The following is a 25,207-nucleotide window of genomic DNA, read 5'->3' as shown; positions in this document are numbered from 1 at the left end:
GCAAGGGGAGGTGGATGGCCGCAGGCCAGACGGAGGGGTGTCGCCCTATCGTTAGGGTGACACCCCTCCGTCAGCACTTCGTGCCGACACCTCCCCTTACAGGGGAGGATTGTCTGCCAGACCCCCGATCAGTGGGCGACGGGCGGCGCGAACTTGGTCAGGTCGATGCCGGTGACAGCGCTCTTATACTCATCCATGCTGGGCGTGCGGCCCAATATGGAGGAGAGAACGACGACCGGAGTGGACGCCAGCAGCGATTCACCCTTCTTCTCGTCGGTGTCCTCTACGACGCGGCCCTGGAACAGGCGGGTGGAGGTGGCCATGACGGTATCGCCCCTGGCGGCCTTTTCCTGATTGCCCATGCACAGGTTGCAGCCGGGCCGTTCGAGATACAGCGTATTTTCGTAGCTGGTGCGGGCAGCGCTCTTGGGTGCGACATCGTCAAATTCGAAGCCGGCATATTTTTTGAGCACGTCCCAGTCGCCTTCGGCCTTCAGCTCGTCGACGATATTATAGGTTGGCGGGGCGACGACCAGCGGAGCCTTGAATTCGACCTTGCCTTCGCTCGCCTCGATATTCTTGAGCATCTGGGCCAGGATTTTCATGTCGCCCTTATGCACCATGCACGACCCGACGAAGCCCAGGTCGACCTTCTTGGTGCCGCCATAATAGGAAACCGGGCGGATGGTGTCGTGGGTGTAACGTTTCGACACGTCCGCATTGTTGACGTCCGGGTCGGCGATCATCGGTTCGTTGATCAGGTCCAGATCGACCACGACCTCGGCGAAATATTTGGCGTTGGGGTCGGGGGCCAGTGCGGGCTTCACGCCCGACCGGATTTCCGCGATGCGCGCATCCGCCTTGTTGATCAGGCCCTGCAGCGTGCCGGCGGCATTTTCCATGCCCTTGTCGATCATGATCTGGATACGCGACTTGGCGATTTCCAGCGATTCGATCAGTGTTTCGTCCTGCGAGATGCAGATTGACGCCTTGGCCTTCATTTCGGCCGTCCAGTCGGTGAAGGTGAAAGCCTGATCGGCCAGCAGCGTACCGATATGGACTTCGATGACGCGGCCCTGGAACACATTTTCGCCGCCGAACTGGGCGAGCATCTGCGCCTGGGTGGCGTGGACGACGTCGCGGAAGTCCATATAGGGCTGCATCTTGCCCTTGAAGGTGACCTTGACCGACTGCGGGATCGGCATGGTCGCTTCGCCGGTGGCAAGAGCCAGGGCAACAGTGCCGGAGTCCGCGCCAAAGGCCACGCCCTTCGACATACGGGTGTGGCTGTCGCCGCCGATGATGATGGCCCAGTCATCGACAGTGATGTCGTTCAGAACCTTGTGAATGACGTCGGTCATCGCATGATAGCGGCCCTTGGGGTCGCGCGCGGTAATGAGGCCGAAATTGTTCATGAAGGACATGAGCTTGGGAATATTGGCCTGCGCCTTCTTGTCCCAGACCGACGCGGTGTGACAGCCCGACTGATAAGCGCCGTCGACCAGCGGCGAGATGACGGTGGCCGCCATCGCTTCGAGTTCCTGCGCGGTCATGAGGCCGGTCGTGTCCTGCGACCCGACGATGTTCACCTTGACGCGCACGTCGGAACCGGCGTGCAGCACCTTGCCCGGCGTGACGCCGACGGCGTTGCGGTTGAAGATTTTTTCAACGGCGGTCAGGCCTTGACCTTCGACCGAGATATCCTTGTTCGGGGCAAAGACGAGCGGGGCTTCGATGCCCAGCGTTTCAGCAGCGAAGGTCTGGAGCTTCTTGCCGAACACGATGGCGTAGCTGCTGCCCGCCTTCATGAATTCCATCTTCTGCGGGGTGAAGGCGGACGCGACATCGACCAGTTCGTTGCCGGCTTCGTCGGTCAGCTTCTTGTTCTTGACGTCGATTTTCAGCACCGTGCCGGTCGCGACGGAGAATTTTTCCTCCAGCACCGGATTGCCGTCATTATTGAGGATGGGCTTGCCATCCGGGCCGGTCATCTTCACCCAGTTTTTAAGGTTGATGCCGATGCCGCCGGTCACGTCCACGGTGGTCGCGAAGATGGGCGAGATGCCGTTGGTGCCCGCGACGACGGGGGCATAGTTGACGAAGGGCACATAGGGGCTCTGCTGCTTGCCGGCCCACAACGCCACATTGTTGACGCCCGACATGCGCGAGGAGCCGACGCCCATCGTGCCCTTTTCGGCGATCAGCATGACGCGCTTGTCGGGATGCTGGATCTTGAGCGCCTGGATCTGCTGCTGCGCATCCGGCGAGATCATGCACTGGCCGTGCAGTTCGCGGTCGGAACGCGAATGCGCCTGATTGCCCGGCGACAGAAGATCGGTCGAAATATCGCCTTCGCCCGCGATGAAGGTGACGACCTTGATCTCGCCCTCGACATCGGGCAGCTTTACGAAAAATTCGGCGTTGGCGTAGCTTTCCAGCACATCCTTCGCGACTGCGTTGCCCGCCGCGTAAGCGTCACGCAGGCGGAACATGTCAGCGTCGTAGAGGAAAACCTGGGTCTTGAGAACGTCGCCCGCCTGAGCCGCGATGGTGGCATCATCGCCCAGCGCAATGTCGAGCAGCACCTTGATCGAAGGGCCACCCTTCATGTGGCTGAGCAGTTCCAGCGCAAAGGCCGGGGTGATTTCCGGCACGGTCACTTCGCCCAGGATGATCTGCTTGAGGAAGGCAGCCTTGACGGCAGCGGCGCTCGTGGTGCCGGGCAATGTGTTGTAAATGAAGAATTTGAGCGCGTCGGCGCGATGTTCGCTTGCCGCGTCCTGGATGATGGTGATGATTTCGCCAAGCAAGACGCCATCGTCGATTGGCTTGGGCGCAAGTCCCTGTGTCTTGCGGCTGTCGATTTCGGCCAGATAATCCAGGTAAATGCTCATCTCTTTCCCAACGTCATAAAGTGTACGGACTCGACGCGCAGCGCCACTTGCCGACTTATGCCCGGTCTGGGGAGCTGTTGGCCCCCCGGTAGTAGAACGGAGGGGTATTGGCAAGTCGCCGCAGCGCAGCAAAAATTGCCAATTCGGACAAGGGGAGGCGCCGACTAGCGCGCCTTTTGCGTGGCGATCCAGGCGTCGATCTGGCTGTCGAGCACCGTCAGCGGCACCGCGCCCTGCGCCAGTACAGCGTCGTGGAAGGCGCGCAGGTTAAATTTCGGTCCCAGCGCGGCCTCTGCCCTGGCCCGCAATTCGCGGATCTTGATCTCGCCCAGCTTGTAGCCGAGCGCCTGTCCCGGCCAGCTGATATAGCGATTAACCTCCGCGTCGATATTGGCGTCGGACAGGGCGCTATTATCCTTCATGAAGGCGACCGCGCGGGCCTTGTCCCACCCCTTGGCATGGATGCCGGTGTCGACGACCAGACGGCAGGCGCGCCACATTTCATAGGATAGGCGGCCCATCATCTTTTCGGGCGTGTCATAGAGGCCCATCTCCTCGCCCAGATATTCGCTGTAGAGCGCCCAGCCTTCGACATAGGCGGTGAAGCTGGCCAGATATTTGCGGAATGGCGGCAGCGGCAATTCCTGTTGCAGCGCGATCTGGTTGTGATGGCCGGGCACTGCTTCATGGGCGGTGAGGGCGGGCAGTTCCCAATAGGGGCGCTGGTCCAGCTTTGACGTGTTGACATAATAGGTACCCGCGATGCCGCTTTCAGGTGCGCCGGGCATGTAATAGGCGGTCGTCGTCCCTTCCGCTTCGGCGGCGGGGATGGGTTTGAGGCCATAGGGCAGGCGCGGCAGCGTGCCGAAATAGCGGGGCAGCAGGCCGTCAATCGTCTTGGCCTGCCGCGCGGCGACTTGCAGCAGTTCCTCCGCCGTTTTGGCATAATAGCGCGGATCGGTGCGCAGATGGGCGATGAAGGCGGCGCGGCTGGGATAGCCTGCCTTGGCCGCGACGTCATCCATGCGGGCGCGGATACGGGCGACTTCGGACAGGCCGATGGCATGGATCTGGTCGGGGGTGAGGTCGGTCGTCGTATGGGCGCGAACCCGGCTGGCATACCATGCCGCGCCGCCGGGCAGGGTGGAGGCGCTGTCGCTCTTGCGGCAGGCGGGCAGATAGTCCTTCACGAACAGATCGTGCCATTTGGAATATTCGGGCGCGACCACGTCGCGGATGAGGGCGGTGGCGCGGGCCTGCATCGCGGCCCAGTCCGCATCGCTGATGTCGCGGGGCCTGGCGCGGGTGAAGGGTTCGTAGAAGCGCGTGTCCTGCGGCTTGCCCGCGACGATGCCGCTGATGCTGGCGGCATAGTTGCCCAGCACCGAGCAGGGCTGGACATAACCGCCCTTGATCGCCTGCCGCGTGATGGAAAGGGCGTCGGCATTTTGCCGGGGGTAGAGCGAAAGGCGCTTCAGATAGCTGTCATAATCGGCGCGATTGTAGAAGGGCAGGCCGTCGCTCATGCTGGCAAAGCCCTGATGCCAGCCATAATAAGTGGTGAACAGCATCAGCCGTTCGGCGGGATGGCTTTCCCCGGCGATGTCGTCCCGCAGCATCCACAGCAGCACGGCGCGGTTGACCCGGTCGGCGGAGTCAAGGCCGCTGTCGGCGATCGCGTCGAGCCGGGCGACGAATGCCTGTTCCGCCTTGATCTGCGCGGCGCGGCCAGCCAGCGAAATGTCGTAGATGCGATCGTCATAGTCGCGCACGCCGCGCGCGGTGGCATCGACCGGATGGACCGACAGCCACCAGGCCCAATGATCGTCCATAACCTTGCCAAGGGCGTCATGGGGCGTTTGGGCTTGGGCCAGAACTGGTGTGGCGACGGCGAGGAGGAGGGCGATGATCTTGCGCATGGCACAGGGGATCGCGTGTCCCGGCCCGTTTGGCAAGAGGATCAGGCAGGTGGATCAGGCCGGGGCGACGCCGTCCGCTTCGACGATGCCGTCGCCAGCGTGGTAGCCGCGGACCCGGACCCGCTTTTCGACCAGATCGACCGGGACGCGCAGCAGCACCAGCCGGTAGCTGCCGCCCCGATCGCGCTGGAGCAGGAAGCCGGCGGCGTCGCGGATCAATCGACCCGTTTCATCCACAGCCGCGCCTGTTTCTGCTCCAGCTATATCCATCGGTTCAGTCTATCGCGTCCTTGATGCCCTTGCCAGCCAGCATGCCCAGGACAAGGAAGAGAACAAAGACCGCAAGGGCGATGAAGAACAGGATCTTGGCGATGCCGACGAATGTGCCAGCCGCGCCGCCAAAGCCCAGTATGGCGAGGACGCCGGCGATGACGAGCGAGATGAGGGCGAGTTTCAACATGGTAATATGTCCCTGACGTTGGAAAGGCGATACTTTCCGAACGAGCGGCGGGACCAGCGGTTCCGTGGTCAGACCCAGCCTTCCAGCACCTGGTTGGGCGGGCGGTGGCCATCGACCCAGCTGCGGATGTTGGCGATGACGCGCGCGCCGGTGGCGTCGCGGCCTTCGAAGGTGGCGGACCCCATGTGCGGCAGCAGCACGACATTGGAGAGGGCGAAGAGGCGGGGATCGACGGCGGGTTCGTGGGTGTAGACGTCCAGCCCTGCGCCCGCGATCCGGCCTTCGTCCAGCGCGGCGATGAGCGCCGCTTCGTCGGTGATTTCGGCGCGGGATGTGTTGATGAGATAGGCGTCGGGCCGCATCAGTGCGATACGCCGTGCGTCGATCAGCCCGCGCGTATCGCCGTTGAGCGGGCAGTGGATCGACACGATGTCGCAGGCGGCGAGCAGGCCGTCGACATCGCCGACCCATTCCGCCTCCAGTTCCTGCTCCACCTCGAACGGCAGGCGGTGGCGGTTGTGATAGGCGATGGTCAGGCCAAAGGCGCGGGCGCGGCGGGCGACGGCGCGGCCGATGCGCCCCATGCCGATGATGCCCAGCTTCTTGCCGCCGATGCGGTGGCCGAGCATCCCCGACGGGCTCCAGCCGCGCCACTCGCCACTGCGCACCAGCTTCTCCCCTTCGGCCAGGCGGCGGGGGACCGACAGGATCAGCGCCATCGTCATGTCGGCGGTGTCTTCGGTCAGGACGCCGGGCGTATTGGTGACGATGATGCCCTTTGCGCGGGCGGCGGCGAGATCGATATGGTCGACGCCGCTGCCGAAGCTGGCCAGCAGTTGCAGCCGGTCCGGCGCGGCGGCGATCAGCGTGGCGTCGATCTGGTCGCTGATGCAGGGCACCAGCACGTCGCACTGGGCCATGGCACGGGCGAGTTCGGTGCGGCTCATCGGCTGATCACCGACATTGAAGCTGGCGTCGAACAGTTCGGCCATGCGCGCCTCCACATTGGGGGGCAGGCGTCGCGTGACGATGACGCGCGGCTTGGCGGGGCGCGGTTTTTTGGCCATGCCAAGGCCGCTATGCCTGGCCGCGCCATCGGTCAAGCGCTTATGGTGGATCGGGCAAGTCAGCAGTTGTCGCAGGGGCGGCGCAGCGGCTATGGGAAGGCCATGGGTGACAGGAAAAACAGGTCGGGCATGAAGCGCATTTTTCTGGGCGCGGGCGTGGTCATGGCGCTGGGCGCAGCGGGCGACGCGGTGATCGCGGCGGGCAAGCCTGTGCCGTACTGGGCCTCGATTTCGCAGCCGGAGGCGCGGATGCGGGTCGGGCCGAGCCTGGATTACCCATCCAACTGGATCTACCGCCGCCGCGACCTGCCGGTGAAGGTGGTGCAGGTGCTGGGCCTGTGGCGCAAGGTCGAGGACCCGGACGGCGCGCAGGGGTGGATGCATGTCCGCCTGCTGAGCGACACGCCAACCGGGGTGGTGCGCGCGGCCGAAGCGCCGATGCGCGAATCGGCCAGCGATGGGGCGCGGACATTATTTCGTGCGCAAAAGGGCGTGGTTGGGCGCCTGTCCGATTGTTCGGGCGGCTGGTGCAGCTTCGACGTGAAGGGCCAGCGCGGCTATGTGAAGGCGCAGGACGTGTGGGGCGCGACCGACAAATAGGATGTGCGGCGCTTAACTTCGCATATTTCCCGGTGATCGTGATATTTTCGTGCGTGCTTCGGGCAGAATGTTGCGCGGGCCGGTGGTTGGGCGCGGCGCGGAACTTCGCAAACTTCGCCCATGTCGCGCATGGGGGATTTGCGCGGGCGTGCTGGGGTGGACGATGGGAAAGAGCCGGGCGCGAGTGTAGCAGGGGGCGGGGGTGTAGGACAGGTGGGGGTAGGTGCCGGCTGGGGCCGTATGGCGACATTCGGCTTTCGCTAAAAAAAGCGAAAACCGACTTTAATCCCCCATCAAAATGGCTTCCTCGATCTGATTATCCATTAGCTGGGCGATGCTGACGCGGAATGCGTCGAGATTGGGGTAGTTCGTCTGGAACATACCGCGTGCTCGGTTATGAGGTTTGTGGTCGTCCGCCACCTCAAACCGCATCACCAAATTCCCGCGTTTATCAGCGGGCGAGATTTCAAACCGCAGGATGAGGTCGTTGCCTTGCTGCATTTCAAAGCCCCATTGTGCAACTACGGGACTATCTTCCTTAATCGGATACACGCTCAGCGCCTCGCCAAACTCCTTGACGTCCTGCCATTGAACCCAAAAGCCGCCGGTTCCTGAAAAATCATCTGTCACGACTGACACAGAAAGACGACCGAAGTCATCTCGAGTCTTTTTCGGATCAAAGAAGCTAGAGTCGTACTGATATTTGAGTGTGAGCTTGTTCATCACGGCACTTTATGGAAGCGAATGCATGTCCGCTACGTAGAAATCACAGGCCTGCCCGCAATGGCGATTTCTGGTCGTTAGCTGATGCTGCTACCTTCATGGCGGCGTGATCTCCACTCCTGCATCGCAATCAGCGTGATCGCCAAAAGGCAGGTGACGCGCCAATTGCTTGGAAGATCGATAAACAGCAACACGGCTGGCGCTAGGGTAGCAATGAAGGAACTGCTGTCGATGCGAGCTGACCGTCGCGCTTGAAGCGCGAGATAGGTCGCGATCCCGAGGCCCAGCAAGGAAAGAAGCGCATAGCAAATCGTGTAGACGATGTGCGACAGGCCGACATAGCGAGCGAAGGCGCTGGCTGCGCTAAGCAGGCCTAGCATCAGCCATATGTCGCGCGAAGGTCTGAGGACGCTCATAGATGTAACCTAGCGATTGGCGGAATGTCCGCAATCGGGAACAACCGACCGCCGTCTCTTCTCGATAGGGTGACACCCCTCCACCACTTCGTGGTCCCCCTCCCCTTGCAGGGGAGGAGTTTATTGTCGCTCTTCTTGGGTCATGGCGGACCCTGCGCCGGTCGGAAGGTGACGAAGGTGGGTTTGGCAGCCTCTCGGCATATGCGCGCCGCCTGCGTCGGTCCCCCTCATCCAACTTCGCCTAACCTCACTGCGTTCGGTAAGGCTGCGTATCCTTCTCCCCCGTGGGGAGAAGGGAGGGGGCTGCTGTCAATCGTCGTCGTCATCCTGACGGATGGCAGGATCCATTGGCTCTGCCCTCGCGCGCAATCGCTAGCCTTGCGTGAATGGATCCCGGATCAAGTCCGGGATGACGGGGTGAGGGGTGTCTGGCGTTCTTTTGCCGATGCCCCTCACGCCTCCGGGCGGGTCCAGATCCAGGTGCCGCCGATCAGGGCGGCGGTGAGGGGGAGGAGGTACCAGGGCCAGGGGGAGAGGAAGAGGGCGAGGGTGGCGCTGAAGGCGAAGGCGGCGAGCGCGGCTTTCTTGCCGCGGCGGCTGATCGCGCCGCGTTCCCGCCAGCTGCGAATATGGGGGCCGAAAATCCGGTGGTCGAGCAGCCTGGCCTCCAGCGCGGGGCTGGAGCGGGCGAAGCAGAAGGCGGCGAGGATCATGAAGGGGACGGTGGGCAGCAGCGGCAGGAAGGCGCCGATGGTGCCCAGGCCCAGCGAGGCGAAACCGGCGATGAGGTAGAGGTGCCGCCGCATGGGGTTCCTGTTCTGGCCGGGGTGGATGATGCGTGCGATGCTATTGCTTCGCAGGGGCTGGGGTGGATGGCAAGGGTGACGTTGGCGTCCCGCCCCCTCTTCCAACTTCGCCTAAGCCGCTTCGCGGCCAAGGCTTCGTGTCCATCTCCCCCGTGGGGAGAAGGGGTTTTAGGCGGCGGGGAGTCTTAGACGCACGAGGAGGCCGCCCAGATCCTCGCTTTCTTCGAGGGTGACGGTGCCGCCGTAGATTTCCGCGACGTCGCGGACGATGGCGAGGCCAAGGCCGGTGCCGGGCTTGCCGGAATCGAGGCGGACGCCGCGGTCGAAAATGCGGGTGCGTTCTTGCGCCGGGATGCCGTGGCCGTCATCCTCGACCAATATTTCGACCATGTCGCCCGCGCGCTGGACGGTCGCGAACACGCTGCCGCCACCATATTTGGCGGCGTTTTCGACGAGGTTGCCGAGCATTTCGTCGAGATCCTGCCGCTCTACCCGCACGGCGGCGTCCTTCGATCCGTCCATGTCGACGCGGACGTGGGAATAGAGGCGGGCGACGGCGCGTTCGACGGCGGTGAGGCTGGCCCAGACGTCGGCGCGGCTTTGCGCGGCACCCCGCCGACCGACGGCGCGGGCGCGGGCGAGGTGATGATCGACCTGCCGCCGCATCGTCGTGGCCTCGCGGATCACGGTTTCGCCAAGATCGGCCGACTGGGCCGTCGCCGCGTTCATGATGACGGTCAGCGGGGTCTTGAGCGCATGGGCGAGATTGCCCGCATGGGTGCGCGCTTCTTCCGCCTGCCGTTCATTGTGGGCGAGCAGGGCGTTGAGTTCCTCCACCATGGGCAGCACTTCGGCGGGCATGGGTTCGGTGACGCGGCTTTTAAGGCCATCGCGCATGCGGATGATTTCCAGCCGCACCTTGCGCAGGGGGCGCAGGCCATAGAGGGTCTGGAGCGTGGCCAGCACGAACAGGCCGAGCGCGAGCAGCGCGAAGCTTTGCACCAGCGTGGTGCGCAGCGTGCGGATCTGGGCATTCAGGCCCGCGCGCGCCTGCGCCACGATGAACATCCAGCGCGTGTTCGATCCGGGCAGGACAACGCTGCGTTCCATGATGCGCAAATCCTCGCCAGGGAATTGCTTGCTGTCATAAACGTGGAGGCGGCGGTCATGATGGTCGAAGGGCACCTTGATCGCGCGGTCCCAGAGCGAGCGGGAGCGCCAATCCTCATGCCCCTTCGCACTTACCTGATAATAGAGGCCGCTATTGGGTTCGAGGAAGCGCTGGTCGGCCAGTTCGCGGTTGAAGAGGACTTCGCCGTCCGGGCCGATTTCCGACGCGGCGATCATCGCCGTCAGCACATAATTCATGCCGTCGTCGAAATTGCGGGTGATGGCGTCCGACAGCACCCGGTCCAGCGCCACGCCGCCGCCGATCAGCAGCACGCTGATCCACAGCGCGGCAATGCCGATCATCCGGCGGCTGATGGAGCCGGTAGAGCGGACGGGGGGAGGGGTGATGGGATCGGTCATGCGTATCCCACTTTACCGTTCGCCCTGCGCGAAGTCGAAGGGGTCCGGTGAGCGGAGCGAAGTGCCTTCACTGCGTTCAGGTGAAGGCTTCGACTTCGCTCAGCCCGAACGGATGTCGGGTTTGGTATCAGCGCCCCGGCTCGTCCAGGCTGTAGCCCAGGCCGCGGATGGTGGTGATGACGTCGGCGCCCAGTTTTTTGCGGATGCGGGTGACGAACACTTCGATCGTGTTGGAATCGCGGTCGAAATCCTGATCGTAAATATGTTCGATCAATTCGGTGCGGCTGACCACCTTGCCCTTGTGATGGAGCAGGTAGGAGAGCAGTTTATATTCCTGCGCGGTGAGCTTTACCGGATCGCCGCTGAGCGTCACCTTGCCTGAGCGGGTGTCGAGGCGGACGTCGCCTGCGGTGAGTTCGCTCGACGCATTGCCCGATGCGCGGCGGATGAGCGCGCGCAGGCGGGCGATGAGTTCTTCGGACTGGAAGGGTTTGGCGAGATAGTCGTCCGCGCCCGCGTCCAGCCCCGCCACCTTGTCCGACCAGCTGTCGCGCGCGGTCAGCACCAGCACGGGAAAGGCGCGGCCTTCCTTGCGCCAGCGGTCCAGCACCGTCAGGCCGTCAATGGTCGGCAGGCCCAGGTCGAGCACGACCGCATCGTAATTTTCGGTGGAGCCAAGGAAATGCCCATCCTCGCCATCGGTGGCGAGGTCGACGGCATAGCCAGCACCCTCCAGCGTGTTCCTGAGCTGCTGGCCCAGACTTGGTTCATCCTCGACGATCAGCAGACGCATGGGCTGTTCCGTTTCTTTTCTGTGTCAGGCGCGGTCAGCGCGCCCAGCCGATGATATTGCCTGTCCGGCCGTCCGCATCAACCCACATGACCTTTCCGTCCTTCACATATTTGAGGCGATAGCGGTTGGAGGACGGGTCGAATTCGCTGCCGACATAGCTGGCCCCGTTCATCTGCGAATCGACGCGGCGCTTGATCATGGCAAAGGGCATGACCTGCCCGTCGAGCATGGCCCGGCGCGCGGCGTCCTGCTCGTCGCGGCGTCCTCCAGCGTCGGCGACCGGGACCAGTGCGATTGCGGCCCCCATGGCGATGATTCCGGCGATCAGGCTTTTGCGCATCATTGTCATGGGCATGGCATAGGCGACAGGCATTGAACAGGTGGTGAATGGGGGAGGGTGAGGTGTTTGCGCTATTTCATCCCCCCCCGGCGGGGGGGGCGGCCGCCGGGGGAGGATTGAGGTTTTTACTTTTCCAGTGCGTATTGCACCGTGAGCGTAACTGATGCGCTGACCTGGCCGGGTTCGACCGGGGTGGCGGCGGCATCGGCCTTGAAGCGGGCGCTTTGCAGCATGGGCATGGGGGGCTGGCCGCCGCTGTTGCTTTCGGCGATGGAGAGGAGGCGGGCGGTGCGGTAGCCAGCGGCCTGGGCGTAGAAATCGGCCTGGGCCTTGGCGCTCTTGAGTGCCGCGCCGCGCGCCTGCGCCAGCATCGGCGCGGGATTGTCGATCGCGAAGGTCGGGCCGTTGATGTTGGTCGCGCCCGCGGCCACCATGGCGTCGAGCAGGGGGCCGACCTTCCTGATGTCGCGCAGTTTGACGCTGAGCTGGTTGGACGCTTCATAGCCGATGAAGCGCGGGCCGGCGGGTTCGCCGTCGCGCTGGTTATAATCATATTGCGCCGACAGGTTGATGCCGCTGGTCTGGATGTCCTTCTTGGCGATGCCGGCGCGGGAGAGGGTGGCGATCAGCTTTTCCGTCTTGGCGGCATTGTCCTGCATCGCCGCCTGCGCGGTAGGCGCGCGCGTCTGGACGCCGGTGCCCACGGTGGCGATGTCGGGCGAGCCCTCGACGCTTTCGGTGACGTTGAGGGTGACCACCGGCGCGGTTTCGGCAAGGGTCACGCTGGTCTGGGCGATGGCGGCCATCGGGAGCGACGAAGCGGCGAGCGCCATGATGGCGAGGGCGGATTTCATGAAGGGAACACTCCTGTTTGGATGCCGTAATGGTGGGACGGCTGCGATGAATGGACGCTGACATGCGTTGAAAGCCGTCAGACAGGTTGGGGTTCCGTGTCCTCCCCCATGTCGGTGACGCCTTGCGCCGGGGAGGATGTGCTTGCTCCATCGTGATCTTGCGACTAGCTGCACGGGCATGGCAGCACCTCTTCTTTCGTTCGAAAATCTTGGCCTTTCGCAGGGCAGCCACTGGCTGTTTCGGGGGATGGATATTCACGTCGGCGCGCGCGACCGGCTGGCGCTGATCGGGCGCAACGGCGTGGGCAAGACAACCCTGCTCAAGCTGCTGGGCGGTCAGATCGAGGCCGATGAGGGCGTGCGGTCGGTGCAGCCGGGCGCGCGGATCATCACGCTGGAGCAGGACCCGGACGTCAGCGCCTTTGCGACGCTGCATGATTTCGCGCTGGCGGGCGAATTTGCGCCGCCCGCCCATGAGGTCGAGGCGATTGCCGACCAGTTGGGGATCGACCTGTCGCGCGAGGCGAAAACGGCGAGCGGCGGCGAGCGGCGGCGGGCGGCGATCGCCCGCGCGCTGGCGAGCGAACCGGACCTGCTGTTGCTGGACGAACCGACCAACCATCTGGACATTGCGGCGATCGACTGGCTGGAAAACTGGCTGGCGCGCTATAATGGCGGCTTCATCGTCATCAGCCATGACCGCGCCTTCCTGACGCGGCTGACGCGCCAGACGCTGTGGCTGGACCGGGGGCAGATGCGCCGCAACGAGATCGGCTTTGGCGGTTTCGAACAGTGGATGGAGGCGGTCTATGCCGAAGAGGCGCGGGCGGCGGAGAAGCTGGACGCCAAGCTGAAGATCGAGGCGCACTGGCTGGAGCGGGGCGTCACCGCGCGGCGCAAGCGCAACCAGGGGCGGCTGGCCAAGCTGTGGGAAATGCGCGAGACGCGCGCGGCTATGAACGGGCCGCAGGGCGTGGCCAAGATCGCGGTGGCGAGCGACGACAGCAAGACCAAGAGCGTCATCAAGGTCGAACATGCGACCAAGCGTTTCCCCCGGTCTCCGTTCGCTTCGAGCGAAGTCGAGAAGCGGCAGAGCGACGGTGTCTCGACTTCGCTCGACACGAACGGAGCTGGTGAAAGGGTCATCATCGACAATCTGTCGCTGCGCGTGCAGCGCGGCGACCGGATCGGCATTGTCGGGGGCAATGGCGCGGGCAAGACGACGTTGCTGAAACTGCTGACCGGCGAATTGCAGCCCGACAGCGGGACGGTGAGCCAGGCCAAGACGCTGGACATGATCTTCATCGACCAGCAGCGCAGCCTGATGCAGGGCGACAAGACGGTCCGCGAAGTGCTGGCCGAGGGGGGCGACTGGATCGATGTGCGGGGCGTGCGCAAGCATGTCCATGGCTATCTCAAGGACTTTCTGTTCGATCCAAGCCTTGCCGAGGCGAAGGTGGGCACGCTGTCGGGCGGGGAGCGTTCGCGCCTGCTGTTCGCGCGCGAATTTGCGCGCGAATCCAACCTGCTGGTGCTGGACGAGCCGACCAACGACCTGGATCTGGAAACGCTCGACCTGTTGCAGGAAGTGATTGCCGATTATGACGGCACGGTGCTGATCGTCAGCCATGACCGCGACTTTCTGGACCGCACGGTGACGGTGACGCTGGGGCTGGACGGATCGGGCAAGGTCGATGTGATCGTGGGCGGCTATGCCGACTGGATCGCCAAGCGCGATCCGCGCAAGGCGGTCAAGGTCGAGAAGAAGGCCGCCTCCGCGCCTCCGCCGCCAAAGCCCGTGTCGGCGAAGCTGAGCTACAAGGACCAGCGCGACCTGGAACTGCTGCCCAAGCGGGTCGAGGAACTGGAGGCGGCGATCGCGCGGGACGAGGATATGCTGGCGGACCCGGCGCTTTACACCCGCGACCGCAAGCGGTTCGACGCGCTGACCGGCGCGATCGAAAAGGCGCGGGCCGAGAAAGAGGCGGCGGAAATGCGCTGGCTGGAACTGGCGGAGAAGGCCGAGGGTTTGGCGGGGTAGGCTGTCGTGCTCCCGCGCAGGCGGGAGCCTAGTCGATAGCGTGGGACTGGGCTCCCGCCTGCGCGGGAGCACGTATCATGGGACACTCGACTTCGCGCCAAACCAACGGCAGGGTGGAGTAGGATCGTAACGGGGGCTGACCAATGGACACGGCAATCGACCAGTCGCACCATGCCGTTCATTATGTGAATCGCGTCGGCTGGCTGCGCGCGACGGTGCTGGGGGCCAATGACGGGATCGTGTCCACCGCCAGCCTGATGACCGGGATCGCGGCGTCGGGGGCGGACGGGCAGACGATCCTGCTGACCGGCGTTGCCGCGCTGGTCGCGGGGGCGATGTCGATGGCGGCGGGGGAATATGTGTCCGTCAGCGCGCAGTCGGATACCGAACGCGCCGACCTGGCCAAGGAACGGCATGCATTGGCCGTGCAACCCGAACAGGAATGGGCGGAACTGCGCGACATTTATGTCGAGCGCGGCCTGACGTCCGACCTGGCGGGGCAAGTGGCACGACAGTTGATGGAGGCCGACGCGCTGGGCGCGCATGCCCGCGACGAGCTGGGCATTTCCGATATTGCGACGGCCCGTCCGGTGCAGGCGGCGCTGGCGTCGGCGGGCAGCTTTGCCATGGGGGCCGCGCCGCCGGTGGTGGTCGCGGCGATCGCGCCTGCCGGCAGCGCGATCATGGCGATTGTCTGCCTGAGCCTGCTGTGCCTGGCGCTGCTGGGCTATGTCGGCGCGCGGCTGGGCGGGGCGCAGGTGGTGCGATCAATGGGCCGGACCCTGTTCTGGGGCGCTCTGGCGATGGCGGTGACGGCGGGCGCGGGGCATCTGTTCGGGGCGGCGATATAGTGGCAAGGTCCACGCAAATTTCACAGGAGACGACGAGATGACGGACATTCAGCAGATCCCGCTCAAGACCATCAAGGGCGCGGACACGTCCCTCGCTGACTATGCGGGCAAGGTGGTGCTGGCGGTCAATGTCGCATCCAAATGCGGGCTGACGCCGCAATATGAAGGGCTGGAAAAGCTGTACGCCGACTATAAGGACAAGGGGCTGGTGGTCGCAGGCTTTCCCGCCAATGATTTCGGCGCGCAGGAACCGGGGACGAACGACGAGATCGCGACATTTTGCACCACCAATTTCGGCGTCGATTTCCCGATGTTCGAGAAGATCGTGGTCACCGGGCCGGACAAGCATCCGCTCTATGCCGCGCTGACCAGCGCCGTGCCGGAAGCGCAGGGCGAGGGCGATGCGTTTCGCGAGAAGCTGAAAGGCTATGGCATGACCCCCAATCCGGTGCCTGAAATACTGTGGAATTTCGAGAAGTTCCTGATCGCCAAGGATGGCAGCGTGGCTGCGCGTTTTGCGCCGACGACCGCGCCTGACGACGCGGCGCTGGTCGCGGCGATCGAGACGGAACTGGCCAAGTGAGAATGCGGGCAGGCCTGATCGCGGGGGCGATGCTGATGGCGGGGGCACCCGCCGGGGCGGCGCTGTCGCCCGCCGAACGCACGATCAGCACCAGCGTGGAGGCGGGCTATGAACCCGCGATCGGCCTGCTCGAAAAACTGGTGAACCAGAATAGCGGTTCGATGAACCTGGCCGGGGTGAAGGCCGTGGCCGACATGCTGCGGCCTGAGTTCGAGAGGCTGGGCTTTGCCGTGACATGGCAGCCGATGGATGCGGCCAAGCGGGCCGGGCATCTGATCGCGGTGCATAAGGGACGGGCCGGGACCACGAAGATGCTGCTGATCGGGCATCTCGATACTGTGTTCGAGCCGGACTCGCCGTTTCAGACGTTCGAGCGCAAAGGCGATCTGGCGCGCGGGCCGGGCGTGGCGGACGACAAGGGCGGGGTCGTCACGATGCTGCTGGCATTGAAGGCGATGCAGGCGGCCGGCACGCTGAAGGGCGCGAATATCGAGGTGGTGCTGACCGGCGACGAGGAGGATTCGGGCGATCCGATCAGCATCGCGCGGGCCGACCTGATTGCCGCTGGCAAGCGCGCCGATGTGGCGCTGGATTTCGAGGGGCTGTCCCAGGAGGACGGCAAGGATATGGGGTCGATCGCGCGCCGATCCTCCAACAGCTGGACGCTGACCGCGAGCGGAAAGTCGGGGCATAGTTCGGGGATTTTTTCCGCCAGCGCGGGCGATGGCGCGATCTATGAACTGGCGCGGATCATCGTGGCGTTTCGCAAGGAACTGCCCGAACCCAATCTGACCTTCAATGTCGGGCTGATCGGCGGCGGGCAGAGCGCCGATGTGGACAAGGACGGCGTGCGGATCGCGGTGACCGGCAAGACCAACATCATCCCGCCGATTGCGGTGGCCAAGGGCGATTTCCGTACGCTGAGCGAAGAGCAGACGGCGCGGGTGCGCGCGAAGATGGAAGCGATCGTCGGGGCGGGGCATCTGCCGGGCACATCGGCGCGCATTGCATTCGACATGGGCTATCCGTCGATGGCGCCCACGGCGGGCAATCGCGCGCTGCTGGCGCGGTTGAACCGGGTCAATGCCGATCTGGGGCTGGCGCAGATGCCAGAACTCGATCCGCTGAAGCGCGGCGCGGGCGACATCAGCTTCGTCGCGCAGGATACGGACGGGCTGGTGGGGCTGGGCGTGACATCGACGGGCGATCACAGCCCGGCGGAACAGGCCGACCTGTCGAGCATGAAACGCCAGGCCAAGCGCGCGGCGATATTGATGAGCCGGCTGGCAGGGGAAAAGGGGCGGAAATAGGGGGCATGGCATAGTTGAGCAGCGTGTTCCCGCGCAGGCGGGAACCCAGGCCCGCCGTCCGAACTGGGTTCCCGCCTGCGCGGGAACACGGAAATATTGTAACGGATGTAAGTATATAGCCATGCTCCCGTCCACGCCCCTCCTCGCCACATCGATCGGCCCGGTGCTGGAAACGCTCAGCATCGTCGGTACGTTCGTTTTTGCCGCGTCGGGCGCGCTGGCGGCCGCGCGGTTGCGGCAGACTTTGGTGACCTTCGCCTTTTTCGCGCTGGTGACCGGGGTGGGCGGCGGCACGTTGCGCGATCTGCTGATCGGGGCGCCGGTATTCTGGGTCGTGAATGCCGCGCCCGCCATCACCTGCATGTGCGCGGCGGTGATCGTGTGGTGTACGCCGCGCCGCTTCTGGAGCGAGCGGGCGCTCGATTGGCTCGACGCGATCGGGCTGGCTGCCTTTGCGGTGTTCGGCGCGGTCAAGGCGATGAGTTTTGGCGTGCCGCCCTTTGTTGCCGGGATGATGGGCGTGGTGACCGGCTGCGTCGGCGGCATCATGCGCGATCTGCTGGCGGGGGAACCGTCGATCCTGTTGCGGCCCGAACTTTATGTGACGGCGGCGGCAGTAGCGGCGGGGCTGTTCGTTGGGTTGCGGATGATAGGGCTGGACGTGCCGGTCGCGGGCGTCATCGCGGCGCTGACCGGCTTTGGCTTGCGCGCGCTGGCGATATGGCGCGGGCTGGGGTTGCCGGTCTATCGGGATGAGGGGTAGTTTATCGTCCTTCTCTTGACGAGATTTACATGCCCTCTGACCTCACCCCGTTCGGGCTGAGCCTGTCGAAGCCTCGTCCTTCTGCTCAAGACGTGCAGCCCTTCGACAAGCTCAGGGCGAACGGAGGAGGGAATGCGCCGCAAGCGGAGAAGGGGATTAGCGCCACAACCCCGCGATGAGCGCCATCATGCCGCGCTGGTCTGCTGCGCTCTGCGTCCTCGGCGCGCCATAGCTGCGGCATTCCAGGCAGTCGGCACGAACGCCTGCGCCGGTGACCAGGGCCTTGACGTCGGCCACCGCCTGCATCGCCCAGTTGCGCTGGACCATGGCTTGCCGGGCCAGCATGTCGCGCGGCGCGCCTGCATCGTCCGCGTCGCGCTGCGCCATCGCCTCGATCCAGGCGGCCCATTTGTCGGGCGCTTTTTCGATGCGGTAGGCGCGGGCGGTCTTGGGGTCGATCTTGGCGCGGCGTGCGGCTTCGGCGATGGCGTCCTCCAGCCCGCCGAAGCGGTCGACAAGGCCATTCTGGCGCGCGGTGCCGCCGTCCCAGACGCGGCCCTGCGCGATGGCGTCGATCTGCGCCGGGGTCTTGTGGCGCGATTGGGCGACGATGCCGACGAAGCGGCGATAGATGTCCTCTACCCCCATCTGCATGATCGCGTCGAATTGCGGGGAGGTGCCGCCGGCAAGGTCTGGCTGGCCCGACAGGGGCGTGGTGGCGACGCCGTCCGTCGTGACGCCGATCTTGGCCAGCGAGCCTTCAAAGCTCGGCAGGATACCGAACACGCCGATCGAGCCGGTGATGGTGTCCGGCTCTGCAAAGATCATGTCGGCGGGGGTGGAGACCCAATAGCCGCCGCTGGCCGCGACATTGCCCATCGAGACGACCACGGGAAGTCCGTCCGCCTTGGCCTGAAGAATGGCGGAGCGGATCTTTTCCGAGGCCATGACCGATCCGCCGGGCGAATCGACGCGGACGACGAGGGCTTTCAGATCCTTTTCATTGAGCGCGGTCAGCAGCAGGTCGGAGATGGTGTCGCCTGCCGCAGTGCCGGGACCGGCTTCGCCATCGACGATGTCGCCCGCGATCGTCAGCACGCCGATCTGGCCGTCATTGGCGGGCATGCGCGCCTTGACATACGCGGCAAGGTCGATCGTGGCGAAACCGCCCGCCTTCGCATCGGAGGCGTCGCCCGCAATCTCCGCGACGCGCGTGCCAAAGGCGGTGGCGTCGCCCAGCTTGTCGATCAGGCCCGCGGACAGGGCGGCCTGCGCCATATTGCCGTTGGCGGCGCGGGCAGCGGCGACCGGGTCGGCGGCATAGGCGGCGATCTTCGCCTTTGGCCGCGCCCTGGCGACATCATCGCGCCAGTTTTGCCAAAGCGCGTCGGCCAGCGCCTGATTGGCCTGCTTGGCTTCGGGGGACTGATCGGCCCGGATAAAGGGTTCGACGAAGCTCTTGTAGGTGCCGACGCGATAGACATGGGTGTTGACGCCCAGCTTGTCGATCAGCCCCTTATAATAGAGGCCCGATCCGCCCCGGCCCATGATCGCGACGCCGCCCAGCGGATCGCTCCACGCTTCGCTGGCATGGGCGGCCAACAGATAGCTGTCATCGGTATAGAGGGTGGCATAGGCCAGCACCGGCTTTTTCGCGGCGCGCAGGGCGTCGAGCGCCTGGCCAACGCGGGCGATGGCGACCTGACCGCCGCCCATGAAGCCATCCAGGTTCAGGACCACCGCCTTGACCTTGCCATCCGTCCTGGCCGCATCGAGCGCGGTGACGATGTCGGACAGGCGATATTCCTTCATCTGCGGGCCGGACCCCGACAGCAGCGCGAAGGGATCAACCTCCGCTGGCTGTTCGACGATGGTGCCGTTGAGGTCGAGCAGCAGCGCGCCCGCGCTGATGCCGGCGACGGGTTTTGGCGAGAAGGAGAGGGCGGCGTAGAGCGCGCCGAAGAAGAGGAGCAGGAACAGCAGGACCAGTCCGTCCTTGATCGCGACCAATATGCGCCACGCGCCCTTCACAAATGCCAAGTGGGTGTTCCTTCTGCCCGATCTGCCATGGCTAGCCCATCGCCCTGTCGACTGCAATGTGGGGGTACAGGCGGGCTGGACAAGCTTGCGCGGTCGATTTTGGCCGCTATGGGGATCGTTGCATAATCACGGCCTATCCATCCCCGTTTGCCCTGAGCCTGTCGAAGGGGGCTTCGGCAAGCTCAGCCCGAACGGAGGTGGGGTTGGAGAATTATGCCGCCGTTCCGTGATGGGAACTCATATTGTCCGCTCTTGTGCAGGAGACATGCCCGATGCCCACACTCGTCCTTATCCGTCATGGCCAGTCGTCATGGAATCTGGAAAACCGCTTCACCGGATGGTGGGACGTGGACGTGACCGAGAAGGGCGCGGGCGAAGCGCGGGCGGCGGGACAGTTGATGAAGGCCAAGGGGCTGGATTTCGACCAATGCTATACCTCGCTCCAGACCCGCGCGATCAAGACGCTGAACCTGGCGCTGGAGGAAATGGGGCGGCTGTGGCTGCCGGTGGAGAAGGACTGGCGCTTGAACGAGCGTCACTATGGCGGGCTGACCGGCCTGGACAAGGCGGAGACGGCGGCCAAGCATGGCGACGCGCAGGTCAAGATCTGGCGCCGCAGCTTCGACATTCCGCCGCCGGTGCTGGAAGCGGGCAGCGAGTTCGACCTGAGCAAGGACCGCCGCTATGCGGGCATCGCCATTCCATCGACCGAGAGCCTGAAGGATACGATCGCGCGCGTGCTGCCCTATTGGGAAAGCCGCATCGCGCCCGACCTGAAGGCAGGCAAGCGGGTGCTGATTTCCGCCCATGGCAATTCGCTGCGCGCGCTGGTCAAGCATCTGTCGAACATTCCCGACGACGAGATTACCGAACTGGAAATTCCGACGGGTCAGCCGATCGTTTACGAACTGGCCGACGATCTGAGCGCGATCGAGCGCTATTATCTGTCGGAACGGTAAGGGCTGTGTGCTCCCGCGCAGGCGGGAGCCCAGTTGAAACGGCGGGACTAGGCTCCCGCCTGCGCGGGAGCACGCCGGGTTCGGAGGAAATACGACATTGCCCCCCGGCGACCCGGTCGCTAAGGGGCTTTGCTTTCCGGGCGGCACCGTGAAGGCCGCGCCATGAGGGGAAGCACGGGCATGAGCGGGGCAATCGAGGTCGGCATCATCATGGGGTCGCGGTCCGACTGGGACACGATGCGCCATGCCGCCGAAACGCTGGACGCGCTGGGCGTGCCCCATGAATGCAAGGTGGTGTCGGCGCACCGCACCCCGCAGCGGCTGTATGATTATGCGACGAGCGCGGTGAGCCGCGGCCTGAAGGTCATCATCGCGGGCGCGGGCGGGGCGGCGCATCTGCCGGGCATGTGCGCGTCCATGACGCGCCTGCCGGTGCTGGGCGTGCCGGTCGAATCGAAGGCGCTGAAGGGCATGGATTCGCTGCTGTCGATCGTCCAGATGCCCGGCGGCATTCCCGTGGCGACGCTGGCGATCGGCAAGCCGGGCGCGATCAATGCCGGGCTGCTGGCCGCCGCGATCCTGGCGACCAATGATCCTGAACTGGCCGGGCGACTGGACGCCTGGCGCACTAAGCAGACCGATGCGGTCGCCGAAACGGTGGAGGACTGAGCGGCCCCATGACGACCATCGCGCCCGGTTCGACCATCGGCATCCTTGGCGGCGGCCAGTTGGGGCGGATGATCGCCATCGCCGCCGCGCAGCTTGGCTATTGCACCGCCATCTACGCGCCGGAAGAGAGCGGCCCCGCCGCCGACGTGTCGCCGCGCTGGACGCGGGGCGATTATGAGGACGCAGCGGCGCTGGCGGCCTTTGCCGACGGCGTCGATGTCGTCACCTATGAATTTGAGAATATCGACCCGGCGGCGGTCGAGGTGCTGGCCACCCATGGGCTGGTGCGTCCGGGTGCGCAGGCGTTGCGGGTGGCGCAGGACCGGCTGGCGGAAAAGCGGTTCGTGTGCGATCTGGGCGGGCTGACCGCGCCCTTTGCGCCGGTCGAGGATCTGGACGATCTGGAGGCGGCGATCGCGCAGGTCGGCAGCCGCGCGATCCTGAAAACCAATCGCATGGGTTATGACGGCAAGGGGCAGGCGCGGATCAACGAGCCGGGCGATGCGGTCGGTGCTTGGAATGCGATCGGTCGGCAGAGCGCGATACTGGAAGGCTTTGTGACCTTTGCCGAGGAATTTTCGGTCATATTGGTGCGCGGGGCGGACGGTGAGGTGCGCTTCTGGGACAGTTCGGCCAATGTCCATGTCGATGGCATCCTTGACACGTCGATCACGCCCGCCGGGCCGCTGATCGAGGGGCAGGTGCCTGCCGCCCGCGCGCTGGCGCGGAAAATTGCCGATGCGCTGGACTATGTCGGCGTTCTGACCTGCGAATTTTTCGCCAGCGCCGACGGCCCGGTGTTCAACGAAATGGCGCCGCGCGTCCATAATAGCGGGCATGGCACGATCGAGGGTGCGGTGACGAGCCAGTTTGAAAATCATGTCCGCGCGATTTGCGGACTGCCGCTGGGCGACACCGCGCTGGCGGCGCGCCGGGTGGAGATGCGCAACCTGATCGGCGAGGCGGCGCATGACTGGCAGGCGATCCTGTCCGATCCGGCCAACCATCTGCACCTTTATGGCAAGCATGAAGCGCGGCCGGGGCGCAAGATGGGGCATGTCACGCGGCTGACGCTGTGAGCGAGATCGTGCTGATCCTGGCCCGCGCCGACAATGGCGTGATCGGGCGGGATGGTGATCTGCCCTGGCGGTTGCCGGCGGACCTCAAGCGGTTCAAGGCGCTGACGCTGGGCCATCCGATGATCATGGGGCGCAAGACGTTCGACAGCCTGCCGGGCCTGCTGCCGGGGCGTCGCCATATCGTCCTGACCCGCGACCGGACATGGAGCGGGGCAGGGGCGGAGGTAGCGCATGATGTCGCGGGCGCGCTGGCGCTGGCCAATGCGCCGGGCGTGATGGTGATTGGCGGGGCGGAAATCTATCGATTGTTCCTGGACGTTGCCCATCGAATCGAGCTGACCGAAGTGCATCTGGACGCGGTGGGGGATGCCAGCATCGCCTATCCCGATCCGGCGGACTGGGTGGAAGTGGCGCGGGAAGCGCATGAGGCCGTCGATGATCGGCCCGCCTATAGTTTTGTCTCTCTTTGTCGCATCGATTCGGAACAGGGCGCTATTTCCGCAGGTTAAGGCAGTCCCCGGATAGAGGACTGCATCCATGCCCATTTTAGACACACGCGACGGCGCGCATATCCAGTATAAGGTGGCCGGAGAAGGCCCGCCCGTCATCCTGATCCACGGCTGGCCGCTGACCGGCGATATGTGGGAATATCAGACAGTCGCGCTGGTCGAGGCTGGGCATCAGGTCATCACCTATGATCGGCGTGGCTTTGGCCAGAGCAGCCATCCTGCGACCGGCTATACCTATGACATATTCGCCGACGATCTGGCCGACCTGATCGCCCATCTGGGTTTGCCGCGCGTCAGCCTGGTCGGCTTTTCGATGGGCGGGGGCGAGATTGCCCGTTACCTGACCCGCCATGGTGCCGCGCGGGTGGACCGAGCGGTCCTGGTGTCGTCCGTCGTGCCCTATCTGCTCAAGACCGCTGACAATCCCGATGGCGTGGAGGAGCATGTGTTTGCCGGTATGCAGGAGGATATCCGCAAGGATCGCTTCGACTTCCTCCAGAGTTTCGCCAAGGATTTCTATGGCGTTGGCTGGGTGACCAGCCCGGTCAGCAAGGGTTTGCTGGACTGGAGTTTCGCGCTGGGCATCATGGCCAGCCCGCTGGCTACCATTGCCTGTGTCGATGCCTTCGGGCGCACCGATTTCCGTCCTGACCTGGCAAGCTTCACCGTCCCCACGCTGGTGATCCATGGCAGCGGTGACAAGACAGTGCCGATCGACCCCAGCGGTCGCGCGGCGGCGGCGGGGATCGCTGGCGCGCAATGGCTGGAATATGAGGGCGAGCCCCATGGGCTGTTCGCGACGGTGCCCGACCGGCTGAATGCCGATCTCATCGCCTTCCTGCGTGGTGGCTGACGACTGAGGATTGCGGGCGTTCGCGAGAGGGGTCTCGGTCATTGCTCTTGGCCGGGATGCCCCCTATAGGCCGCGCCATGGAGCGGCTGACAAGCGGCGCCCCGGTCCCGGCGCATTTGCGCGGGGCCATCATGGCGCTGGGCAATTTCGACGGGTTTCACGCCGGGCATCAGGCCGTGGTCGGCCATGCGATAGACCGCGCCCGTGCCGAGGGGCGTCCGGTCATCGTCGCGACCTTCGATCCGCATCCGATGCGGTTGTTCCGGCCCGACACGCCCCATTTTCGCCTGACCACGCTGGACCAGCGGGCGGCCCTGTTCGCCGCTGCCGGGGCGGACGCGATGATGGTGTTCGCCTTTACCCCCCAACTGGCCGCGCTTGGGCCGCAGGCTTTCGTGCGCCTGCTGGCCGCCGATATGGGCATTGCGGGGGTCGTCACCGGGCAGGATTTCACCTTTGGCAAGGGGCGCGCCGGTTCCGTGGCGGCCCTGTCCGAACTGGGCGCGCCATGGGGCATGTGGGCGCAGGCGGTTGCGCCGGTGACCGATGCGGACGGGGCGGTGATTTCCTCCAGCCGCATCCGCGCGGCGTTGCAGGCGGGCGATTGCGCCACCGCGACCCGGCTGCTGACCCGGCCCTTCGCGATCGAGGGGGAGGTGCAGCATGGCGACAAGCTGGGGCGGACGATCGGCTTTCCCACCGCCAATGTCGATATGGGCAGCTATTTGCGCCCGGCCTATGGCATTTATGCGGTGCGCGGGATTTTGCCGGACGGGCGCGTGCTGGACGGGGCGGCGAATCTGGGCATCCGCCCGACCTTCGACCCGCCCAAGGAATTGCTGGAACCGCATTTCTTCGAATTTGCCGAAAGCCTGTATGGCCAGTGCATTGCCGTGCAACTGATCGCGTTCCTGCGGCCGGAGGCGAAATATGACGGGCTGGACGCGCTGATGGCGCAGATCGCGCTGGACTGCGAGGCTGCACGGCAAATCCTTGCGGGAACGCCTTACGTCGCTTAATGGCGGCTTGTTTTCTCACCCGTTCGGGCTGAGCGAAGTCGAAGCCTTCTACTGAGCGGAGCGAAGTGACCTCCCTATCGGTCGGTCGAGCCCTTCGACTTCGCTCAGGGCGAACGGTCATTAGCAGAT

The 25,207-nt window shown here is 64.8% G+C and carries 25 protein-coding genes; 12 read left to right on the top strand and 13 right to left on the bottom strand.

Annotated features, from left to right (window positions below; translation table 11 throughout):
* Positions 1–128: 128 nt before the first annotated feature.
* The 5 genes from CJD35_RS01050 to CJD35_RS01030 all read right to left on the bottom strand — a co-directional run bounded on the left by CJD35_RS01050 (position 129) and on the right by CJD35_RS01030 (position 6,340).
* On the bottom strand, positions 129–2,894 hold the full coding sequence (locus tag CJD35_RS01050) for a bifunctional aconitate hydratase 2/2-methylisocitrate dehydratase (protein ID WP_017184342.1): 2,766 nt from the start codon (positions 2,892–2,894) through the stop codon (positions 129–131).
* Between the two features lie 164 nt (positions 2,895–3,058).
* Complete coding sequence (locus CJD35_RS01045) at positions 3,059–4,813, bottom strand: DUF885 domain-containing protein (RefSeq protein ID WP_017184341.1); 1,755 nt, start codon at positions 4,811–4,813, stop codon at positions 3,059–3,061.
* A 54-nt stretch (positions 4,814–4,867) separates the two neighbouring features.
* Complete coding sequence (locus CJD35_RS01040) at positions 4,868–5,083, bottom strand: DUF5818 domain-containing protein (protein ID WP_026002611.1); 216 nt, start codon at positions 5,081–5,083, stop codon at positions 4,868–4,870.
* A gap of 4 nt (positions 5,084–5,087) precedes the next feature.
* Entirely contained in the window at positions 5,088–5,273 is a 186-nt protein-coding gene (locus tag CJD35_RS01035; RefSeq protein WP_017184339.1) for a DUF1328 domain-containing protein, read from the bottom strand.
* A gap of 68 nt (positions 5,274–5,341) precedes the next feature.
* Positions 5,342–6,340 carry a 2-hydroxyacid dehydrogenase gene (locus CJD35_RS01030; protein ID WP_017184338.1) on the bottom strand — a complete coding sequence of 333 codons (999 nt, stop codon included), beginning with the start codon at positions 6,338–6,340 and terminating at the stop codon, positions 5,342–5,344.
* A 102-nt stretch (positions 6,341–6,442) separates the two neighbouring features.
* Here CJD35_RS01030 and CJD35_RS01025 point away from each other — a divergent pair, with 102 nt between their 5' ends.
* Positions 6,443–6,940, top strand: coding sequence for an SH3 domain-containing protein (locus CJD35_RS01025; RefSeq protein WP_037515119.1), 498 nt, complete (start codon positions 6,443–6,445; stop codon positions 6,938–6,940).
* 282 nt (positions 6,941–7,222) lie between these two features.
* On the opposite strand, the gene CJD35_RS01020 is transcribed toward CJD35_RS01025, so the two are convergent.
* The 7 genes from CJD35_RS01020 to CJD35_RS00990 all read right to left on the bottom strand — a co-directional run bounded on the left by CJD35_RS01020 (position 7,223) and on the right by CJD35_RS00990 (position 12,402).
* Positions 7,223–7,663: a hypothetical protein gene (locus CJD35_RS01020; protein ID WP_017184336.1), complete on the bottom strand. Its 441-nt coding sequence runs from the start codon at positions 7,661–7,663 to the stop codon at positions 7,223–7,225.
* A gap of 77 nt (positions 7,664–7,740) precedes the next feature.
* Positions 7,741–8,079: a hypothetical protein gene (locus tag CJD35_RS01015; RefSeq protein WP_095686739.1), complete on the bottom strand. Its 339-nt coding sequence runs from the start codon at positions 8,077–8,079 to the stop codon at positions 7,741–7,743.
* 452 nt (positions 8,080–8,531) lie between these two features.
* A complete protein-coding gene (locus CJD35_RS01010; RefSeq protein ID WP_017182727.1) occupies positions 8,532–8,885 on the bottom strand; it encodes a YbaN family protein in 354 nt (117 codons plus the stop codon).
* Between the two features lie 168 nt (positions 8,886–9,053).
* Positions 9,054–10,358 carry a sensor histidine kinase gene (locus CJD35_RS01005; RefSeq protein ID WP_017182726.1) on the bottom strand — a complete coding sequence of 435 codons (1,305 nt, stop codon included), beginning with the start codon at positions 10,356–10,358 and terminating at the stop codon, positions 9,054–9,056.
* Between the two features lie 184 nt (positions 10,359–10,542).
* Positions 10,543–11,208: a response regulator transcription factor gene (locus CJD35_RS01000; RefSeq protein ID WP_006953141.1), complete on the bottom strand. Its 666-nt coding sequence runs from the start codon at positions 11,206–11,208 to the stop codon at positions 10,543–10,545.
* Positions 11,209–11,242: 34 nt separating this feature from the next.
* Positions 11,243–11,581, bottom strand: coding sequence for a hypothetical protein (locus tag CJD35_RS00995; RefSeq protein ID WP_017182725.1), 339 nt, complete (start codon positions 11,579–11,581; stop codon positions 11,243–11,245).
* Between the two features lie 92 nt (positions 11,582–11,673).
* Complete coding sequence (locus CJD35_RS00990; protein ID WP_017182724.1) at positions 11,674–12,402, bottom strand: SIMPL domain-containing protein; 729 nt, start codon at positions 12,400–12,402, stop codon at positions 11,674–11,676.
* Between the two features lie 178 nt (positions 12,403–12,580).
* Here CJD35_RS00990 and CJD35_RS00985 point away from each other — a divergent pair, with 178 nt between their 5' ends.
* The 5 genes from CJD35_RS00985 to CJD35_RS00965 all read left to right on the top strand — a co-directional run bounded on the left by CJD35_RS00985 (position 12,581) and on the right by CJD35_RS00965 (position 17,950).
* The gene (locus CJD35_RS00985) at positions 12,581–14,443 is read left to right on the top strand and encodes an ABC-F family ATP-binding cassette domain-containing protein (RefSeq protein WP_017182723.1); all 1,863 of its coding nucleotides are present in this window, start codon (positions 12,581–12,583) and stop codon (positions 14,441–14,443) included.
* Positions 14,444–14,586: 143 nt separating this feature from the next.
* A complete protein-coding gene (locus CJD35_RS00980; protein WP_017182722.1) occupies positions 14,587–15,294 on the top strand; it encodes a VIT1/CCC1 transporter family protein in 708 nt (235 codons plus the stop codon).
* 37 nt (positions 15,295–15,331) lie between these two features.
* Complete coding sequence (locus CJD35_RS00975) at positions 15,332–15,877, top strand: glutathione peroxidase (RefSeq protein ID WP_017182721.1); 546 nt, start codon at positions 15,332–15,334, stop codon at positions 15,875–15,877.
* A gap of 2 nt (positions 15,878–15,879) precedes the next feature.
* On the top strand, positions 15,880–17,187 hold the full coding sequence (locus tag CJD35_RS00970) for a M20/M25/M40 family metallo-hydrolase (protein WP_017182720.1): 1,308 nt from the start codon (positions 15,880–15,882) through the stop codon (positions 17,185–17,187).
* A gap of 121 nt (positions 17,188–17,308) precedes the next feature.
* The gene (locus tag CJD35_RS00965; RefSeq protein ID WP_017182719.1) at positions 17,309–17,950 is read left to right on the top strand and encodes a trimeric intracellular cation channel family protein; all 642 of its coding nucleotides are present in this window, start codon (positions 17,309–17,311) and stop codon (positions 17,948–17,950) included.
* Between the two features lie 156 nt (positions 17,951–18,106).
* Here the strand turns inward: CJD35_RS00965 and sppA are convergent, their stop codons facing one another.
* Positions 18,107–19,990: a signal peptide peptidase SppA gene (gene sppA / locus CJD35_RS00960; protein ID WP_017182718.1), complete on the bottom strand. Its 1,884-nt coding sequence runs from the start codon at positions 19,988–19,990 to the stop codon at positions 18,107–18,109.
* 272 nt (positions 19,991–20,262) lie between these two features.
* Here sppA and gpmA point away from each other — a divergent pair, with 272 nt between their 5' ends.
* From gpmA to CJD35_RS00930, 6 genes are all read left to right on the top strand, one after another.
* Positions 20,263–20,949, top strand: coding sequence for a 2,3-diphosphoglycerate-dependent phosphoglycerate mutase (gene gpmA, locus CJD35_RS00955; RefSeq protein WP_017182717.1), 687 nt, complete (start codon positions 20,263–20,265; stop codon positions 20,947–20,949).
* A gap of 180 nt (positions 20,950–21,129) precedes the next feature.
* A complete protein-coding gene (gene purE / locus CJD35_RS00950) occupies positions 21,130–21,618 on the top strand; it encodes a 5-(carboxyamino)imidazole ribonucleotide mutase (protein WP_017183666.1) in 489 nt (162 codons plus the stop codon).
* A gap of 8 nt (positions 21,619–21,626) precedes the next feature.
* Positions 21,627–22,697 carry a 5-(carboxyamino)imidazole ribonucleotide synthase gene (locus CJD35_RS00945; RefSeq protein ID WP_017183667.1) on the top strand — a complete coding sequence of 357 codons (1,071 nt, stop codon included), beginning with the start codon at positions 21,627–21,629 and terminating at the stop codon, positions 22,695–22,697.
* Positions 22,694–23,206, top strand: a complete 513-nt coding sequence (locus CJD35_RS00940; RefSeq protein ID WP_017183668.1) for a dihydrofolate reductase — start codon at positions 22,694–22,696, stop codon at positions 23,204–23,206. Before CJD35_RS00945 ends, CJD35_RS00940 begins: the two co-directional genes overlap by 4 nt.
* 28 nt (positions 23,207–23,234) lie before the next feature.
* On the top strand, positions 23,235–24,059 hold the full coding sequence (locus tag CJD35_RS00935) for an alpha/beta fold hydrolase (protein ID WP_095686738.1): 825 nt from the start codon (positions 23,235–23,237) through the stop codon (positions 24,057–24,059).
* A 77-nt stretch (positions 24,060–24,136) separates the two neighbouring features.
* Positions 24,137–25,078, top strand: coding sequence for a bifunctional riboflavin kinase/FAD synthetase (locus CJD35_RS00930; RefSeq protein ID WP_017183670.1), 942 nt, complete (start codon positions 24,137–24,139; stop codon positions 25,076–25,078).
* Positions 25,079–25,207 lie beyond the last annotated feature (129 nt).

The sequence above is a fragment of the Sphingobium xenophagum genome (assembly GCF_002288285.1).
Taxonomy (GTDB): Bacteria; Pseudomonadota; Alphaproteobacteria; order Sphingomonadales; family Sphingomonadaceae; genus Sphingobium; species Sphingobium xenophagum.
Note: the sequence above shows the minus strand (reverse complement) of the source record. Positions and strands in the feature narration are given on the sequence as shown.

Bases quoted from the DNA above. Each gene is read 5' to 3' on its own strand.
- CJD35_RS01050 (WP_017184342.1), bottom strand. From the start codon at position 2,894: ATGAGCATTTACCTGGATTATCTGGCCGAAATCGACAGCCGCAAGACA.
- CJD35_RS01045 (WP_017184341.1), bottom strand. From the start codon at position 4,813: ATGCGCAAGATCATCGCCCTCCTCCTCGCCGTCGCCACACCAGTTCTG.
- CJD35_RS01040 (WP_026002611.1), bottom strand. From the start codon at position 5,083: ATGGATATAGCTGGAGCAGAAACAGGCGCGGCTGTGGATGAAACGGGT.
- CJD35_RS01035 (WP_017184339.1), bottom strand. From the start codon at position 5,273: ATGTTGAAACTCGCCCTCATCTCGCTCGTCATCGCCGGCGTCCTCGCC.
- CJD35_RS01030 (WP_017184338.1), bottom strand. From the start codon at position 6,340: ATGGCCAAAAAACCGCGCCCCGCCAAGCCGCGCGTCATCGTCACGCGA.
- CJD35_RS01025 (WP_037515119.1), top strand. From the start codon at position 6,443: ATGGGTGACAGGAAAAACAGGTCGGGCATGAAGCGCATTTTTCTGGGC.
- CJD35_RS01020 (WP_017184336.1), bottom strand. From the start codon at position 7,663: ATGAACAAGCTCACACTCAAATATCAGTACGACTCTAGCTTCTTTGAT.
- CJD35_RS01015 (WP_095686739.1), bottom strand. From the start codon at position 8,079: ATGAGCGTCCTCAGACCTTCGCGCGACATATGGCTGATGCTAGGCCTG.
- CJD35_RS01010 (WP_017182727.1), bottom strand. From the start codon at position 8,885: ATGCGGCGGCACCTCTACCTCATCGCCGGTTTCGCCTCGCTGGGCCTG.
- CJD35_RS01005 (WP_017182726.1), bottom strand. From the start codon at position 10,358: ATGATCGGCATTGCCGCGCTGTGGATCAGCGTGCTGCTGATCGGCGGC.
- CJD35_RS01000 (WP_006953141.1), bottom strand. From the start codon at position 11,208: ATGCGTCTGCTGATCGTCGAGGATGAACCAAGTCTGGGCCAGCAGCTC.
- CJD35_RS00995 (WP_017182725.1), bottom strand. From the start codon at position 11,581: ATGCCTGTCGCCTATGCCATGCCCATGACAATGATGCGCAAAAGCCTG.
- CJD35_RS00990 (WP_017182724.1), bottom strand. From the start codon at position 12,402: ATGAAATCCGCCCTCGCCATCATGGCGCTCGCCGCTTCGTCGCTCCCG.
- CJD35_RS00985 (WP_017182723.1), top strand. From the start codon at position 12,581: ATGGCAGCACCTCTTCTTTCGTTCGAAAATCTTGGCCTTTCGCAGGGC.
- CJD35_RS00980 (WP_017182722.1), top strand. From the start codon at position 14,587: ATGGACACGGCAATCGACCAGTCGCACCATGCCGTTCATTATGTGAAT.
- CJD35_RS00975 (WP_017182721.1), top strand. From the start codon at position 15,332: ATGACGGACATTCAGCAGATCCCGCTCAAGACCATCAAGGGCGCGGAC.
- CJD35_RS00970 (WP_017182720.1), top strand. From the start codon at position 15,880: ATGCGGGCAGGCCTGATCGCGGGGGCGATGCTGATGGCGGGGGCACCC.
- CJD35_RS00965 (WP_017182719.1), top strand. From the start codon at position 17,309: ATGCTCCCGTCCACGCCCCTCCTCGCCACATCGATCGGCCCGGTGCTG.
- gpmA (WP_017182717.1), top strand. From the start codon at position 20,263: ATGCCCACACTCGTCCTTATCCGTCATGGCCAGTCGTCATGGAATCTG.
- purE (WP_017183666.1), top strand. From the start codon at position 21,130: ATGAGCGGGGCAATCGAGGTCGGCATCATCATGGGGTCGCGGTCCGAC.
- CJD35_RS00945 (WP_017183667.1), top strand. From the start codon at position 21,627: ATGACGACCATCGCGCCCGGTTCGACCATCGGCATCCTTGGCGGCGGC.
- CJD35_RS00935 (WP_095686738.1), top strand. From the start codon at position 23,235: ATGCCCATTTTAGACACACGCGACGGCGCGCATATCCAGTATAAGGTG.
- CJD35_RS00930 (WP_017183670.1), top strand. From the start codon at position 24,137: ATGGAGCGGCTGACAAGCGGCGCCCCGGTCCCGGCGCATTTGCGCGGG.